The organism is Aeromonas aquatica (assembly GCF_000764655.1).
GTDB lineage: Bacteria > Pseudomonadota > Gammaproteobacteria > Enterobacterales > Aeromonadaceae > Aeromonas > Aeromonas aquatica.
Genome location: NZ_JRGL01000101.1, coordinates 153,487 through 168,494 on the forward strand (window position 1 = coordinate 153,487; position 15,008 = coordinate 168,494).

Below are 15,008 nucleotides of genomic sequence, written 5' to 3' on the forward strand. Positions count from 1 at the left end.
GATTGCCAGCACTATTTTGGCCTGGAGCCGCCCGGGCCGGCCTTGTCCGGCCAATCACCCCATTTGGGGTAGACAAGGGGTTGGATTGAATCGTTTGCCTGGCCAAGAAAAGCGATTGTGCTCCCAAAGCGGCTTTATTCGGCCAGATAATATTTGCACGCCGCGCGCCCTGCTGGGACAATGACGCGCCTTAATCTTGGCCACCAAAATGAAGCAATCGCAGGAGATACAGATGCCTTCTCGTAAAGAGCTTGCCAATGCCATTCGCGCATTGAGTATGGATGCCGTTCAAAAAGCCAACTCCGGTCACCCGGGCGCCCCCATGGGAATGGCAGATATCGCCGAAGTGTTGTGGCGTGGCCACCTCAAGCACAACCCGAACAACCCCAAGTGGGCCGACCGCGACCGTTTCGTACTGTCCAATGGCCACGGCTCCATGCTGCTGTACTCTCTGCTGCACCTCTCCGGTTACGATCTCTCCATCGATGATCTGAAGAACTTCCGTCAACTGCACTCTCGCACCCCGGGTCACCCGGAGTACGGTTATGCCCCTGGCATCGAAACCACCACTGGCCCGCTGGGTCAGGGCATCACCAATGCCGTGGGCATGGCGATCGCCGAGAAGGCCATGAGCGAACAGTTCAACCAGCCGGGTCACGACATCGTTGACCATTACACCTACGCCTTCATGGGCGACGGCTGCCTGATGGAAGGGATCTCCCACGAGGCTTGCTCCCTGGCCGGTACCCTGCAGCTGGGTAAACTGATTGCCTTCTGGGATGACAACGGCATCTCCATCGACGGTCACGTCGAAGGCTGGTTCACCGATGACACTCCCAAGCGCTTCGAAGCCTACGGCTGGCACGTCATCCCGGCCGTTGACGGTCACAGCCCGGAAGCCATCAATGCCGCCATCGAAGCCGCCAAGGCCGAGACCGGCAAGCCGACCCTGATCTGCTGCCGCACCATCATCGGTTACGGTTCACCGAACAAATCCGGCTCCCACGATTGCCACGGTTCACCGCTGGGTAACGACGAGATCGCCGCCGCCCGCGCCTTCCTGAAATGGGACCACGCGCCGTTCGTTATTCCGTCCGACATCGCTGCCGAGTGGAATGCCCAGGAGAAAGGCACCAAGCTCGAATCCGACTGGGCTGCCAAATTTGCCGCCTATGAAGCCGCGCACCCGACCCTGGCTGCCGAGTTCAAGCGCCGCACCGTTGGCGAGCTGCCGGCCAACTGGGCCGCTGAATCCGCCAAGATCATCGAAACCCTGCAAGCCAACCCGGCCAAGATTGCGACCCGTAAAGCGTCCCAGAACTCTCTGGAAGCCTTCGGCAAGCTGCTGCCCGAGTTCATGGGTGGCTCTGCGGATCTGGCGCCGTCCAACCTGACCATGTGGTCCGGCTCCAAGTCTCTGACTCCCGAGAGTGCAGCGGGCAACTACATCCACTACGGTGTGCGTGAGTTCGCCATGTCCGCCATCATGAACGGCATCGCCCTGCACGGGGGTTTCATCCCCTACGGCGCGACCTTCCTGATGTTCATGGAATACGCCCGCAACGCACTGCGCATGGCCGCCCTGATGAAGCAGCGCGCCATCTTCGTTTACACCCACGACTCCATCGGTCTGGGTGAAGATGGCCCGACTCACCAGCCGGTGGAGCAGATCGCCTCCCTGCGTCTGACCCCGAACATGAGCACCTGGCGTCCCTGTGACCAGGTGGAATCCGCCATCGCCTGGAAGCACGCCATCGAGCGTCATGACGGCCCGACTGCGCTGATCTTCTCTCGTCAGAACCTGCCCCAGATGGACCGCACCGCCCAGCAACTGGCCGACGTGGCCAAGGGTGGCTATGTGCTGAAAGACTGCGCCGGTACTCCTGAGCTGATCCTGATCGCCACCGGTTCCGAAGTGGAGCTGGCCGTGGCCGCCTATGAGCAGCTGACCGCCAAGGGCCGTGCCGTGCGCGTGGTCTCCCTGCCGGCCACCGACGTGTTCGATGCCCAGTCTGCCGAGTACAAGGAGTCCGTCCTGCCGATGAGCGTGACCAAGCGTGTCGCCATCGAAGCGGGTATCGCCGACTACTGGTACAAGTACGTGGGCTTCGGCGGCAAGATCATCGGCATGACCACCTTCGGTGAGTCCGCTCCGGCCGAGCTCTTGTTCAAGGAATTCGGCTTTACCGTGGAAAACGTGGTCGCGACCGCCGAATCCCTGTAATCGCTGAACGTTGGGCCACCCTGGTCCAATAGCCGGAACGATAAAATGCCCTCCATCGCAAGATGGGGGGCGTTTTTTTATGGGCAGCCCAGGGCCCGCTCGCCGGCACAAGGCAGTTCCGCACCAGCTGGTGGCTGGATCCGGGTCGGCTGATCGCGTATCAATGGAGTTTGCAGGGCTGATCGTCGTCACAGGCGCCCCTGAAACCTCCAGCAGGGTGCTGGCACGATATGAGAGAAGGAGAAGCGCAGGGATGGATATTGGCATCGACAACCTCGAGGGGCCGGAAATCGCCGCGTTCCTGGCGTGTCACCTGGATGACATGAGGGCCAGCTCGCCGCCGGAAAGCAAGCATGCACTCGATCTCGAGGGGCTCAAGGCGGCGGAGATCACCTTCTGGTCGGCCTATGAGGGGGGCGAGCTCGTCGGTTGTGGCGCCATCAAGGAGCTGGATCGACACAGCGGGGAGATCAAATCCATGCGGGTGCATGACGCCGTCAGGGGTAGGGGTGTGGGCTCCCGCCTGCTGAGCCACCTCATCACGACCGCCCAAGCGCGGGGCTATCGCTCGCTGAAGCTGGAGACCGGTTCAATGGCCTTCTTCAAGCCGGCACACGCCCTCTACCGCAAGCATGGCTTTCGCGAGTGCGAGCCCTTCGGCAGCTACGAGGCAGACCCGAACAGCCTGTTTATGGAGCTGATCATCTGCCGATGATGATAATTTCATCCTTTATCTTCTGTTATCTGGCACAAGAGCAGCGTGTTTAGCTGCCTTCCGGCCCGATCTCCGGTGACATGGACAGCATGATCCTCTATCGAATCATCTGGCTGCTGGTGTTGCTGCCGACTTTCGTGGTGAGCGCCTTCTTCATGTTGATGGGGGTGGCCGCCTTGATGGGGATGGCGACAGAGGGGCTAGCACTCGGCCACTGGCCGCTGGCACTCCTGCTGCTGTGCGGTGGCGTCGGGCTGCTGACGCTCTCTCGCCTCGACAACCATTTTCGCAACGGCGCCCCTCTCGGTGACCTCAGGCTGCACCTCGTCGGACTGGCGAGTGGCGCCCTGGTTGCGATCACCCTGCTGTTTCTGGTCCCGGGGCAATGGCTGTCACTCTGGCCACTGCTCGCGGCCGGCTATTTTCTGGTGCGTATCCGCAGGTTGCGAGCAGGGGGCTAGCCAGTCGTCATGATGGATGCCGGGCTCGGGCGGCTATTGTCCGCTCCTGATGGCAGCGGCACCCTGCTGGCCTTCCGGGCTCTTCTGTCCCAACAAAGACTCTTCTGGGCGGTGGCTGTCATGGCTGACGGGGGATAAGCGCCTATGGTCAATCTCATGCTGTGAGAAGGTGATCTGCCTCGCTTTTTATCCTTATTTTGCTGCGCACTATAGCGCCATACGATACCATTCACGGCGACCATTCCCCCTGCCAGCGGCAAGCCCTTGTCCGGCAGCCCCATGGTGCAAGTCAAGCCGGCAATCAGCGTATCGGGCCTGGGTGAGGGAGTCAGTAATGAGGCATGCAGGGGGTGATCAGCTCCCGCACGAATGCCGGTTAATTATAAAAATGTCATGTGATGCATATTTAAAATGGAGTGTTACGATGCCTTGTTCCATTGTCATCAACCAGTCAGCAAGCAAGTTGCAAGTCAATAAAGATAGCTATGATCTGGATAAAATATCCAATGTACAAGTCAAGGTTCTTTCCTGGAAAGATAAAGTACTCAATATGATGATGCTGGGTGCCATTGCCTCCAGCTTATTGTTTATATTTGTCCCAACGGATGAAAACGGTCAGGTCATCACGTGGCTGCTGCCTGCCGTTGCATTTGTGGTGGGGGCATGCTTGGCGCTGGTGATAAGCATGAAATATGAATTCAGACTGGAGTTCAGACATGCTGACGAGGTGGGTGTGCAGTGGTTCACCGCCGCAAAGAGCAGAGCCGCCGGTGATTATCAGATGTTCAAGGCGCGGGAAGCGGAGCTTAAGCGTTACATTCAATAAAAAGGTTGCTATTTAAAATAAAGAAAACTTAATTCTTTATTTTATCGAGCCTACAGGCAACGATTTATTCCAGATTAGGTTGAATACAACAGGGCCCTGAAATAGTTATTTCAGGGCCCTGTTTTTTAATTAACTAATCAGCACTGAGGCGGGGTGCTTTCCGCGTTGGACATCACCGCATCCATCTGCACCAGGGCGCCAGCGGGCAGCTCGCTAACACCGATCAGGGTGCGGGCGGGATGGTAGCTCGGGAAGTACTGGGTGTAGATGGCGTTGACCGCCTCCAGATCCTCGATGTTCTTCACCTGGATATTGACCTTGACGATATCGTCCATCACATGGCCGATGCTCTCCACAATCGTCTTGATATGGCTCAGGCACTGGGCGGTCTGCTCCTTGACGCAACCGGTCAGGATCTTGCCGGTGGCCATATCGAGCGGCAGCTGGCCGGCGATATGGTTGTAGTGGGAGAAGGCGACGGTCTGGCAATGGAGCGGGCTGCGTGGCGCCTTGTCGGTATTGCGGGCCAGGATCACCAGATTGTGTCTGTCTTCCACCAGCTGCGGCGGGGTGCCGTCACCGTGGGAGATCACCGCATCCATCTGCACCAGGGCACCCATCGGCAGGGCAGAGGCACAGATCACGGAGCGGGCCGGCAGATAGGCGACGGCGCGGGCGATGGCGGAGTCCGGGAAGAAGGTGGTGTAGACCTCGTTGACGGCGTCGATATCCGCCAGATTGGTCAGATAGACAGTCACCTTGACGATGTCGTCAAAGGGCACGTCGACGCTTTCCAGAACGGCCTTGATGTTGCTCAGGCACTGGGCCGCCTGCTCCTTGATACCGCCGGCAACCAGTTTGCCCGATGCCCCGTCGACGGGCAGCTGGGCCCCGATGTTGTTGTAGTGGGAGAAGGCCACGGTATGGGTCGAGAGCGGGCTCTGCGGCGCCTTGTCGCTATTGCGGGCCAGCTTGATGAGTGCGCAAGGTGCCTGCGGGAAGGTGCCTTCACCATTGGAGATGATGGCATCGATTTGCACCTTGGCATTCATCGGCAAGGCGGCCACGGCGAGCACGGTGCGGGTCGGCACATAGCCCGGGAAGAATTCGGTATAGACGGCGTTGACCGCATCCAGATCTGAAATGTCTTGGAGGAAGATGGTGGCTTTCACCATGTCGTCCATCACATGGCCGATGCTTTCGACGATGGCCTTGATGTTGCTCAGGCATTGTCTGGCCTGCGCTGCGACATCACCCTCGATCATCTTGCCGGTTTTGGGATCGACAGGGAGTTGAGCGGAAATATTGTTGTAATGAGAGAACGCCACGCTCTGGGTATAGGGGCCCAGATCCTGGGGGGCATTAGGGGTATTTCTGGCAGACTTGATGATAATTCCACTCATATCTATGTTCCTCATTCAGTATTAACGCAGAGTACGGTTTGACCCTATCTGAGCGCGAGCCAGCCTCGGTGCCATAAATTGGGCAGCCGAGATCTTTTGTGTGACGAATAGCTGGCCATGGCAGGCGGCTGAGCGGCACGCAACAGGAAGCCGGATCCGCGTCCTCGGTTATTATTGTCAATCCATTCAAATGAGGGATTGGATAAGAGAGGCATGGATGGGGTTGATTATTTCAGACAGGGCGATTCTATGAGTGGCCGAGGGGGGATGCAAACCGGGATCTCATTTCTATGAAGTGGCTCAATGGTCTGAAAAATAGCCATTTTGCTATTCAATTCATGGTGAATATCACCAATTGGTAGTTGAACATGCTGCTTTTACCCGACAAAGGCAGTGCGGAAAAGGCTCGGTCCCGCGCAGGGTAGCGGCTGTCGCTGTGAATGAAGCGTTAATAATATGCAGCATCTTGCAGCTAATGAGCGTTATTGTGCATGGATATGTAATTTTTGATTTTTTGGCGGGCTATCTCGGCAGCCAAAAGTATGCTAGCCAAAGGGCATCTTAATAAGACTAAAGATGTGTCTGGAATATAATGCATTCATTCTGCATGGCGCTCCCTTCTGCTCTCGCCGATATAAAGCTTGAATGCTGATATCAGTGAATTATTTCCTGACAAAGAGCTGGCGTTATATGCCATTAAATTTCAATCGTGAATTGAAGGGGAAAAGGTCAAGGGCGAGCAATATCAGGCTCAGGATAAAAAGGAGGAGAGAAAAGAAAGGGGGATGGGAAGGATGAGAGCGCCGATGATCTCGCGGCATAAGCGGCGCTGGTGCAGGCAGCATTGCTCGACAGACGACATAACCCAGTGGACAACATGGCTTGACGGAGGGGAGGCCGAACAGGTGCAGATCGGGTGGTGCCCGACCTGCGCTCGCGGTTATCCGGCGGGATACAGTTGGATGGCTGAGCAAGGAGGCTGGTTTTCCTCCTTGCTCAGCTTTGGTCGATACAGAGGTCGTGACCCGGCTATCGCTCAGGCGGGATAGAGGGCGCCCAATATCGCCGGGCGACTGGCACCTGTGACCGCAGGCAGGTTGCCCGGTTGACGGTGGATAAAGCGCTGTGCCAGCCAGGCAAATGCCGCGCCCTCCATCCAGTCGGGGGCGATCCCCAGCGCGGTCGTGCTGGCGATGCGCCAGCCGGGCAGCAGGCTGGCCAGTTCGCTCAGCAGGGGGGTGTTATGGGCGCCTCCGCCGCAGACAAACAGCTCGGGCTGGCTTTGCGCCTCGTCCAGTGCAGGCAACTGGCGGGCGATACTGTGGCAGGTGAGCGCCTGCAGGGTGCGCTGCACATCCACCGGCGCGTAGCCACTGCCTGCCAGCTCATCATCGAGCCAAGCGAGGGTGAACATCTCTCGACCGGTACTCTTGGGGGCGGGGGCGGCGAAGTAGGGGTGAGCCAGCAGCTTGGCTAGCAGCGATGGGATAAGTTGGCCGCTGGCGGCCCAGCGACCACCGGCATCATAGTCGCCGCCTTGCGGGTTGTGGCGGCGATACCAGCCATCGAGCAGGGTGTTGGCGGGGCCGGTATCGAAGCCATAGACGTTTAAACCAGAGCCGTTTAAACCAGCGCCCTCAGCGCCATCGGCATGACCCGGCAGCACCGAGATATTGGCGATGCCGCCGAGGTTCAGTACCACCCGCAGGGCGCCGGGCTTGGCGAACAGGGCCTGATGGAAGGCGGGCACCAGGGGCGCGCCTTGGCCGCCGAGGGCCATGTCCATGGTGCGAAAGTCGCTAATCACGTCGATGCCGGTGAGCACCGCCAACAGGGCGGCGTTGCCGATCTGCAGGGTAAAGCCGAGGGCCGGGCGATGGCGCACCGTCTGGCCGTGGGAGCCGATGGCGCGAATATCACAAGGTGCGAGCCCGGCCTTGGCGAGCAGGGCCCGAGTGGCGGCGGCAAATTCTCGCGCTATCAGGTTATCGGCTACCCCCAAGCGATCTATCTCGTTCTCCCCCGGGGTGCAGAGGGCGTGCAGCTCGCGGGCGGTGTCGCTCGGCCAGGGGTGGCAGAGGGCCGCCTCGACCCGCAACTGATCACCATCCGCTTCGATCAGCACGGCGTCTATGCCATCCATGCTGGTACCCGACATCAACCCGATATAGCGTTCAGTCATGATGTACCCCTGCGTGTTGAGAAGATGCGTGCAAAACGAGTGACAGAGGCGGGGCGTCCGCATCTATGCCGTTCAGGCCGGTACCCGACATCAACCCGATATAGCGTTCAGTCATGATGTGCCCCTGCTTGTTGAGAAGATGCGTGCAAAACGAGTGACAGAGGCAGGACGCCTGCATCTATGCCGTTCAGGTCAGTACCCGACATCAACCCGATATAGCGTTCAGTCATGATGTACCCCTGCGTGTTGAGAAGATGCGTGCAAAACGAGTGACAGAGGCGGGGCGTCCGCATCTATGCCGGTACATATTCCGGTACCCCACATCAGCCCGATATGGCGCTCACTCATGGCCTTCTCCTTATGGTCTTCCGGTTCGCCCGCACATAACAAGCGGGGCTATGGGCGAATTAGCTGCCGCTATTGTCCCGTTTATTCTGGGCCAGCTGCAGCTCGCTGCTGTCGAGTTTTGCCAGCTGTGGCATCGCTTGGGCCTTGAAACTGGCCAGCTCTCGTCCGCTCAGGGTCTCCGCCTGAGGCAGGTCCAGGGTGCGCGGGTTCTTGTGCACGCCCCCCACCACGAATTCATAGTGCAGGTGCGGGCCCGTGACCCGTCCCGTGCCTCCCAAGAGGCCAATGGTCTGGCCCTGCTTGACTCGCTGGCCCTTGTTGACGCTGAGCTTGGAGAGGTGCAGGTACTTGGTCACATAGTTGCCGGCGTGCTTGATGAAGACATAGTTGCCGTTGAACTGGTTGTAACCGGCGGCCACCACGCTGCCTGAGCCCGCCGCCATGATGGGGGTACCCACCGGTGCCACATAGTCGATGCCGTTATGGGGGCGGACCTTGCCGGTGACCGGGTGCAGGCGACGCGGGTTGAAGTTGGAGCTGATGTATTTGAAGTTGACCGGCGCACGCAGGAAGCTCTTGCGCATCGCCTTGCCCTCCGGCGTGTAGTAGTTGCCATCCTCGTTCAGCACGGCGCGGTAGATGGCGCCCTGGTTGATGAATTCGGCGGCCAGGATGTCGCCGGAGGCGACCCGCTCGTCATCCTGATACTTGTCCTGATAGACCACCCGAAAGCTGTCCCCCGGTTGCAGGTCCTGGGCAAAGTCGATGTCCCAGCCGAAGATGGCGGCCAAGTCCATGATCTGATCCTCGGTCATGCCCGCTTCGGCGGCGGCGCCCCAGAAGCTGGAGCGGATCTCGCCCCTGGCCACCTGCTCGCGGGTGTCGAGCTCCAGCTTGACCGGTTTGGCGACGAAGCCCTCGGCCTTGCGGCTGACCTTCAGCGCCTGCTCCAGACTGTGGGGGTAGTAGAGGCTGTGCAGATCGCCGCCCTTGGTGAGCTTGAAGGTGAGTTCCTGGCCCGGCTGCAGGGTGCGCAAGGGATTGGTGGTCTCCAGCTGGGCGATGAGGTAGAGATCGTTGGCACTGAGGCCGAGGCGCTGGAAGATGACCTGCATGTTGTCGCCGGCGCGCACCTTCACCTGCTTGGTGACGTAGCTGGGCTTGGCGGCCCTCTGTGCCAGGGCCTGGGGCTGGGCCTCACCTTCATCAAGAGGCGAGGCATCGGCGAGGGGCTCGTCATCGTTGACCCGGGTGGCCACCGCCTGTTCGCTGGGCCAGGCCGCCAGCATCATCACCATGATGCTCAGGATCAGCACCATCTTGCGGTGCCAGGTGGGAAGAGAGTTGAAGGCGTTCCAAATAATCATCGAGGCGGACGGGTCGAGAGAGAAAGAGCGTCGGATTTTACAGCCTTTCCAATTGGCCCGCCATTCCAGTAATATGTCTGGCCCTGTGGAATCGTGATTGGAGAGTCAAAAAATGTCCCAGCTCGAGGTGGCGCTAGCCGAGATCAAGCGCGGAGCGGAAGAAATTCTGGTGGAAGAAGAACTTGTCGCCAAGTTGAAGGAAGGGCGCCCGCTGCGCATCAAGCTGGGCATGGACCCGACGGCTCCCGACATTCACCTCGGCCACACCGTGATCCTCAACAAGCTGAAGACCTTCCAGGATCTGGGCCACGAGATCATCCTGCTGATCGGCGACTTCACCGCCATGGTGGGCGACCCGTCCGGCAAGAACAGCACCCGCCCGCCGCTCTCCGAAGAGGCCATCAAGCACAACGCCCTCACCTATGCGGAGCAGGCGTTCAAGATCCTGGATCCTGCCAAGACCCGCATCGAGTACAACTCCAGCTGGCTGGGTGAGCTGGGCGCGACCGGCATGATCAAGCTGGCGGCCAAGCAGACTGTGGCCCGCATGATGGAGCGCGACGACTTCAAGAAGCGCTACTCCGGCGGCCAGTCCATCGCCATTCACGAATTCCTCTATCCGCTGCTGCAAGGCTATGACTCGGTCGCGCTGAAGGCGGACGTGGAGCTCGGCGGTACCGATCAGAAGTTCAACCTGCTGATGGGCCGCGAGCTGCAAAAAGATGCCGGCATGGCCGCCCAGTGCGTGCTGATGATGCCACTGCTGGTGGGTCTGGACGGCGTCAAGAAGATGTCCAAGTCCGCCGCCAACTACATAGGCGTGCACGATGCCCCGGGGGAGATGTTCGGCAAGATCATGTCCATCACCGACACCCTGATGTGGAACTACTACGAGCTGCTCTCCTCCCGCCCGCTGGCGGACATCGAAGGTTTCAAGGCCGGCATCGAAGCCGGTACCCTGAACCCGCGGGATGTGAAGATCTGGCTGGCGAAAGAGATCATCACCCGCTATCACGACGAGGCGGCGGCCGAAGCGGCCCACGAAGACTTCACCCAGCGCTTCTCCAAGAACGCCATCCCGGACGAGATGCCGGAAGTCGAACTGGCGCTGGAAGGGGAAGGGCTGGCCATCGCCAACCTGCTGAAAGATGCCGGTCTGGTGGAGACCACCTCCGAAGCGCTGCGGATGATCAAGCAGGGCGCGGTCAAGGTGGATGGCGACAAGCTGGACGATGGCAAGGCGCTGATTGCTGCCGGCACCGCCGTCTATCAGGTCGGCAAGCGCAAGTTTGCCCGGGTGACCGTCAAGTAAGCGCGATTCCCTGATTGAAAGAAGGCCTCCATCTGGAGGCCTTCTTGTTGCGTCATTTACCGAGTCAGCGGGGATTACCCCTCTTTTTTCAGGAAGTTGCGATAGAGCATGTAGAGGTGGGCCGAGCTCCAGCTGAAGTTGCTGGCCCCCTGCATGGCGCCGGTCTCCGGGTTGTAGTTCTCGCGGATGGGGCCGCTGCCCGCCAGCCCTTCGGCGTTGCTGAACAGCTTGTTGACCAGCATCTGGGCATCGTCGCGATAGCCGTAGTTCTCCAGCCCCTTCACCCCGAAGTAGAACTGATCCAGCCAGACCCGGCCGCGCCAGTAGATGTTGGGGTCATAGGCCGGGTTGGTCAGCGCCGCCGTGCCGAGCGGCACCTTGGTGTTGAACTCTTGGGCGTTGAGCATCACCTCGCGCACCCGGGCGGCCTTCTCCTTGTCGGCGACCTCGGCCCAGAGCGGGCTCCAGCCTTCCGGGCCGCGGCCACGGGCGGTCAGCAGCTTGCCGACGCAGCCGTTGCCGTCCGCCACATCGCCTTGGCTTATCTGGCGATCGTAATAGAAACCGGAGGCCTCATCGAACAGGCAGCCGTTGATGTAGCCAGCCAGCTGGGTCGCGCCGTCGCGGTAGCGGATCCCTTCGTCCGGCTTGCCGAGCAGATCTGCCATGTCCGCCAGGATGCGCTTCTCCTTGGCGAGGAAGGCGTTGAGCTCCACCGACTCCTGATCGATGGAGAAACCGATCAGTTCACCGCTCCCCTCGTGGTTCTCGAAGAAGGCGACGTTCCAGTCCTGGCGGGCTTTGTCGATGTCACCGCCATAGGCCTTGTCGGCGTAACGCTTGAGCTGATCCTGCTCGATGAAGCCGAAACGGGCGGCGTTGTCCATGCCGGACTCCCAGCCGGCGCCGTGCTGGGCACCTATGTCCATCTCGTCGTAACCGCCTGTGCTCAGCACCTGCTGGTAGAGCGGCATGCCGGCGCAGCCGTACCAGCCATCCCCCTCGTCGGTGCAGCGCGCGAGATCCAGCACGGCCGGTACGCCGCTCCCATATCGCACCTTGAAGGTGATATTGCCGAACTCGTCGTTGTGCTCGACGTGGCGGGTGGCGCCGTACTCTATGATGCCGTTGTGGTTGTTGTCCCGCGCCCTGTACCACCAGTCGTGATAGGCCTGGATCTTCGGATACATCTCGGCGATGAAGGCCTTGTCCTGGGTGGCACTGTAGATCTCCCAGATGGCCCAGGCGGAGAGGGGCGGCTTGGTGTCCCGCTCGTTCCAGTTGCCGCCATCGCCGCCGCGATCGGCGAGCTTGTTGTAGAAGACGGCGTCGATCACCATGCCGGCGTCTTGCGGGCGCACCGGATCATCGGGCTGGACCTGGTAGTCATACATGGCACGCACATTGTTCTTGGCCACCTCTGGGTTGAAGTGAGCCATGGCGTAGGCGTGCTTCCAGCTGTCCCAGGCCCAGACGCCGTCGAACCAGCGCGCCGTGTTGGAGGGAGTCACGCCGTCGTGGAGGATGGCGCCTGCCGGCGAGCGCCAGTTGCCGTTGAGAGTCTCCATCGCCTTGACCGCGATGCGCCGCTCCGACTCGGCGATGCCCTGGTTGGAGAGGCCGCGCTCGAGGTAGCCCTCCCAGCGGCGGATGGAGGCATCGAAGGCGTCGGCCGGGTTGGCCAGCAGGGCCTGGCGGCTCTGCTGGTAGTGGCTCGCCTCCTCGGCGGAGTGGACATAGCTCTGCAGGGTGTAGATATCCTGCTGACCCTTGGCGGCCAGGGTGAGGCTGGCCTCGCTCACATAGCCGAGCCCCTTCTCATCCAGGGTGGTACGGCTGGGCAGGGTGCGGTCGATGCGATAGCGGGCGCTGCCGCTTTGCATGATGTTCCAGGTGCTGCGCAGTTCGCCGAACTGGAACTCGATCCCCTGCTCGCTCTGGCGGAGGGTGCGGGTCCAGTCGGGATACTGCTCGGCGACCGTCTTCTTGGCATCCCACTGCTGGAGCAGCTCACCCTGCCAGTTGAGGGTCAGGGTGAGGGGCGCATCCTGATTGTTCACCAGACGGGTGCGGACAAGGGCGGTGCGGGCATCGCCGTAGCGCAGCTCCAGCTCCAGGGTGAAGGGCTCGAACTCGAAGCGCTGTACCAGGGCGCCGGGGATGGCGTAAATCTCATGCTTGCTGGCGCTGGTGAGGGGGTACTGGCGGCCGCTCTCGTCCCCCAGACTGAGCCTGTCCAGCTCCCTTGCGAAGAAGAGGCTGTACTCTTCGGCGATCACCATGGGACCGGTGAAGCCCCCCCACTCGCTGTCGTTTTTGGGCAGCAGGAAACCGTGCCAGGCCCCGAGATCGAGCAGGGGGTTGTATTTGAGGTTGGAGTAGCTGTCAAAGTCACGGAACTGGAGCGGGGTACCGGTGCGATCGATCACGTTCCTGTACTGGTTCGCCAGGGTGGCGTCGGGCTGGGTCGGTGCGCTTGAGTCATTGCCGTTGCAGGCGGCCAGTCCAAACAGGGCGACGCCGAGGGCGACGGAAAGTAAATTTTTACGAAACATATCTCGCTCCAATGACGATTTTGTAGGTTGAGGTAGGTGTTTTTTTATCTTGTTTTTAGTGAAAGCGTTTGCAGATGCCATTGTATGGCAAGAAATAGGGAAAGATTGGAGCTATGTCACAGTGTGGGGACGGTGACTTGTGAGCGGGATCACCGGGTTACACGAGGTTACATGAGGGTTAATTTTAGTAACTATTTACTTTGTGGTGATCTGAAGGGCGAGTAAGCGGCAGTCAGGTATAAAAAAACCGGCCTCCATGAGGCCGGTTTCGAGACTGTGTCGGTAGCGGATCGCGCTGCTTAGCGCAGGATCATCTGATCGCGGCCCGGGCCGACGGAGACCATGGGCACAGGAACACCCAGCAAGGCTTCGATACGCAGCACATAGTGCTGGGCAGCCTTGGGCAAGTCTTCGAACTTGCGGATGTGGGAGATGTCTTCGCTCCAGGCTTCCATGGACTCGTACACCGGCTTGAGACCGGCGGTCTGCGGCCAGATCGGGTTCTCGGTGTTGGCACCTTCGTAGGCGATGCAGATCTTCAGATCCGGCATGCCGGAGAGGCAGTCCAGCTTGGTCAGGGCGATCTCGTTGGCGGCCTGAATTTCCAAGCCTTGCTTGGTGGCGACCGCGTCGAAGTAGCCGATGTCACGGGGACGGCCGGTGGTGGCGCCGAACTCGTTGGCGAACTTGCGGAACTCGTCCTGGTTCTCCATGGCGGTGATCAGGGTGCCGGTACCGACCGAGGTACTGAACGCCTTGGCCACGGCGATGACGCGCTCCGGGCGCAGGGCCGGCAGACCGCCACCGATCCCGGCGTAGGCGCCGGAGACGTGGGAGGAGGTCACCCAGGGGTACTCACCGTAGATCAGGTCACGGCCGGCGCCGAGCTGGGCTTCGAACAGCAGGGTGCCGTTCTGTGCCTGGATCGCCTTGAGCGGCTCGCTGACGTTGCAGATGGCATCGCGCCAGGGGGTGGACACTTCCAGCAACCAGTCGGCCATCTCCTGGGCGGTCTGGCTGAATTCGAAGCTCGGGTAGAGGGCCTTGAGCTGTGGCAGTTTCCAGTCGAGGAAGAATTGAATACGCTCGACCAGCACGTCCGGCTGTTTCAGCCAGCCCACCAGGATCGCTTTTTTCATGACCCGATCACCGTAAGCCGGGGCAATGCCCTGACGGGTGGAGCCGTAGGCGCCGTCACCCAGACGCACTTCTTCCAGGGTGTCTTCCAGCGCGTGGATCGGCAGGCAGAAGGTGGCGCGATCGGAGATGGCGAGCTTGGGAGTCACGCCGGCGGCCTTCACTTCGGCCAGCTCTTTGGTCAGGGGCTCCGGGCTGATGACCATGCCAGGGCCGAGGACAACCAGGCAATCCGGGTTGAAGACACCGCTCGGCAGCTGGTGCAGCTTGAAGGTGCCGAGATCGTTGACCACGGTGTGGCCGGCGTTGTTGCCGCCCTGGAAGCGGATGCTGGCGGCGGATTCACCTGCCAGATAATCGACGATGCGGCCTTTGCCTTCATCACCCCAGTTAGCACCTACGACTACGATAGACGACATGACTCTTTCTCCTAAGACGTTAGGCGTTCATCCTAGGAGCCTGGGGTGGATTAGAAAAA

10 protein-coding genes are annotated in these 15,008 nt (G+C 60.3%); 5 read left to right on the forward strand and 5 right to left on the reverse strand.

The window, feature by feature from the left end:
- Positions 1 to 232 precede the first annotated feature (232 nt).
- From tkt to LG30_RS0112690, 4 genes are all read left to right on the forward strand, one after another.
- Positions 233 to 2,224: a transketolase gene (tkt, locus tag LG30_RS0112675; protein WP_033131063.1), complete on the forward strand. Its 1,992-nt coding sequence runs from the start codon at positions 233 to 235 to the stop codon at positions 2,222 to 2,224.
- A gap of 253 nt (positions 2,225 to 2,477) precedes the next feature.
- A complete protein-coding gene (locus LG30_RS0112680) occupies positions 2,478 to 2,939 on the forward strand; it encodes a GNAT family N-acetyltransferase (protein WP_033131064.1) in 462 nt (153 codons plus the stop codon).
- A gap of 89 nt (positions 2,940 to 3,028) precedes the next feature.
- Positions 3,029 to 3,400 carry a hypothetical protein gene (locus LG30_RS0112685; protein ID WP_033131065.1) on the forward strand — a complete coding sequence of 124 codons (372 nt, stop codon included), beginning with the start codon at positions 3,029 to 3,031 and terminating at the stop codon, positions 3,398 to 3,400.
- Between the two features lie 424 nt (positions 3,401 to 3,824).
- Entirely contained in the window at positions 3,825 to 4,226 is a 402-nt protein-coding gene (locus tag LG30_RS0112690; RefSeq protein ID WP_081966174.1) for a hypothetical protein, read from the forward strand.
- A gap of 137 nt (positions 4,227 to 4,363) precedes the next feature.
- On the opposite strand, the gene LG30_RS0112695 is transcribed toward LG30_RS0112690, so the two are convergent.
- From LG30_RS0112695 to LG30_RS0112705, 3 genes are all read right to left on the reverse strand, one after another.
- Positions 4,364 to 5,629 carry a RidA family protein gene (locus LG30_RS0112695; RefSeq protein ID WP_033131066.1) on the reverse strand — a complete coding sequence of 422 codons (1,266 nt, stop codon included), beginning with the start codon at positions 5,627 to 5,629 and terminating at the stop codon, positions 4,364 to 4,366.
- 1,036 nt (positions 5,630 to 6,665) lie between these two features.
- Complete coding sequence (locus tag LG30_RS0112700) at positions 6,666 to 7,811, reverse strand: anhydro-N-acetylmuramic acid kinase (RefSeq protein ID WP_033131067.1); 1,146 nt, start codon at positions 7,809 to 7,811, stop codon at positions 6,666 to 6,668.
- 407 nt (positions 7,812 to 8,218) lie between these two features.
- A complete protein-coding gene (locus LG30_RS0112705; protein WP_033131068.1) occupies positions 8,219 to 9,526 on the reverse strand; it encodes a peptidoglycan DD-metalloendopeptidase family protein in 1,308 nt (435 codons plus the stop codon).
- A 112-nt stretch (positions 9,527 to 9,638) separates the two neighbouring features.
- Between LG30_RS0112705 and tyrS the strand changes: the two genes are divergently transcribed.
- A complete protein-coding gene (tyrS, locus tag LG30_RS0112710; protein ID WP_033131069.1) occupies positions 9,639 to 10,838 on the forward strand; it encodes a tyrosine--tRNA ligase in 1,200 nt (399 codons plus the stop codon).
- Between the two features lie 74 nt (positions 10,839 to 10,912).
- On the opposite strand, the gene ygjK is transcribed toward tyrS, so the two are convergent.
- Both ygjK and LG30_RS0112720 read right to left on the reverse strand, forming a co-directional pair.
- Entirely contained in the window at positions 10,913 to 13,393 is a 2,481-nt protein-coding gene (gene ygjK / locus LG30_RS0112715; RefSeq protein WP_033131070.1) for an alpha-glucosidase, read from the reverse strand.
- Positions 13,394 to 13,692: 299 nt separating this feature from the next.
- Positions 13,693 to 14,949 carry an adenylosuccinate synthetase gene (locus tag LG30_RS0112720; RefSeq protein ID WP_033131071.1) on the reverse strand — a complete coding sequence of 419 codons (1,257 nt, stop codon included), beginning with the start codon at positions 14,947 to 14,949 and terminating at the stop codon, positions 13,693 to 13,695.
- Positions 14,950 to 15,008: the final 59 nt, after the last annotated feature.

Excerpts from the sequence above, each read along its gene's own strand:
- LG30_RS0112705 (WP_033131068.1), bottom strand. The coding sequence starts at position 9,526 with ATGATTATTTGGAACGCCTTCAACTCTCTTCCCACCTGGCACCGCAAG.
- LG30_RS0112695 (WP_033131066.1), bottom strand. The coding sequence starts at position 5,629 with ATGAGTGGAATTATCATCAAGTCTGCCAGAAATACCCCTAATGCCCCC.
- LG30_RS0112700 (WP_033131067.1), bottom strand. The coding sequence starts at position 7,811 with ATGACTGAACGCTATATCGGGTTGATGTCGGGTACCAGCATGGATGGC.
- tkt (WP_033131063.1), top strand. The coding sequence starts at position 233 with ATGCCTTCTCGTAAAGAGCTTGCCAATGCCATTCGCGCATTGAGTATG.
- ygjK (WP_033131070.1), bottom strand. The coding sequence starts at position 13,393 with ATGTTTCGTAAAAATTTACTTTCCGTCGCCCTCGGCGTCGCCCTGTTT.
- LG30_RS0112685 (WP_033131065.1), top strand. The coding sequence starts at position 3,029 with ATGATCCTCTATCGAATCATCTGGCTGCTGGTGTTGCTGCCGACTTTC.
- tyrS (WP_033131069.1), top strand. The coding sequence starts at position 9,639 with ATGTCCCAGCTCGAGGTGGCGCTAGCCGAGATCAAGCGCGGAGCGGAA.
- LG30_RS0112680 (WP_033131064.1), top strand. The coding sequence starts at position 2,478 with ATGGATATTGGCATCGACAACCTCGAGGGGCCGGAAATCGCCGCGTTC.
- LG30_RS0112720 (WP_033131071.1), bottom strand. The coding sequence starts at position 14,949 with ATGTCGTCTATCGTAGTCGTAGGTGCTAACTGGGGTGATGAAGGCAAA.
- LG30_RS0112690 (WP_081966174.1), top strand. The coding sequence starts at position 3,825 with ATGCCTTGTTCCATTGTCATCAACCAGTCAGCAAGCAAGTTGCAAGTC.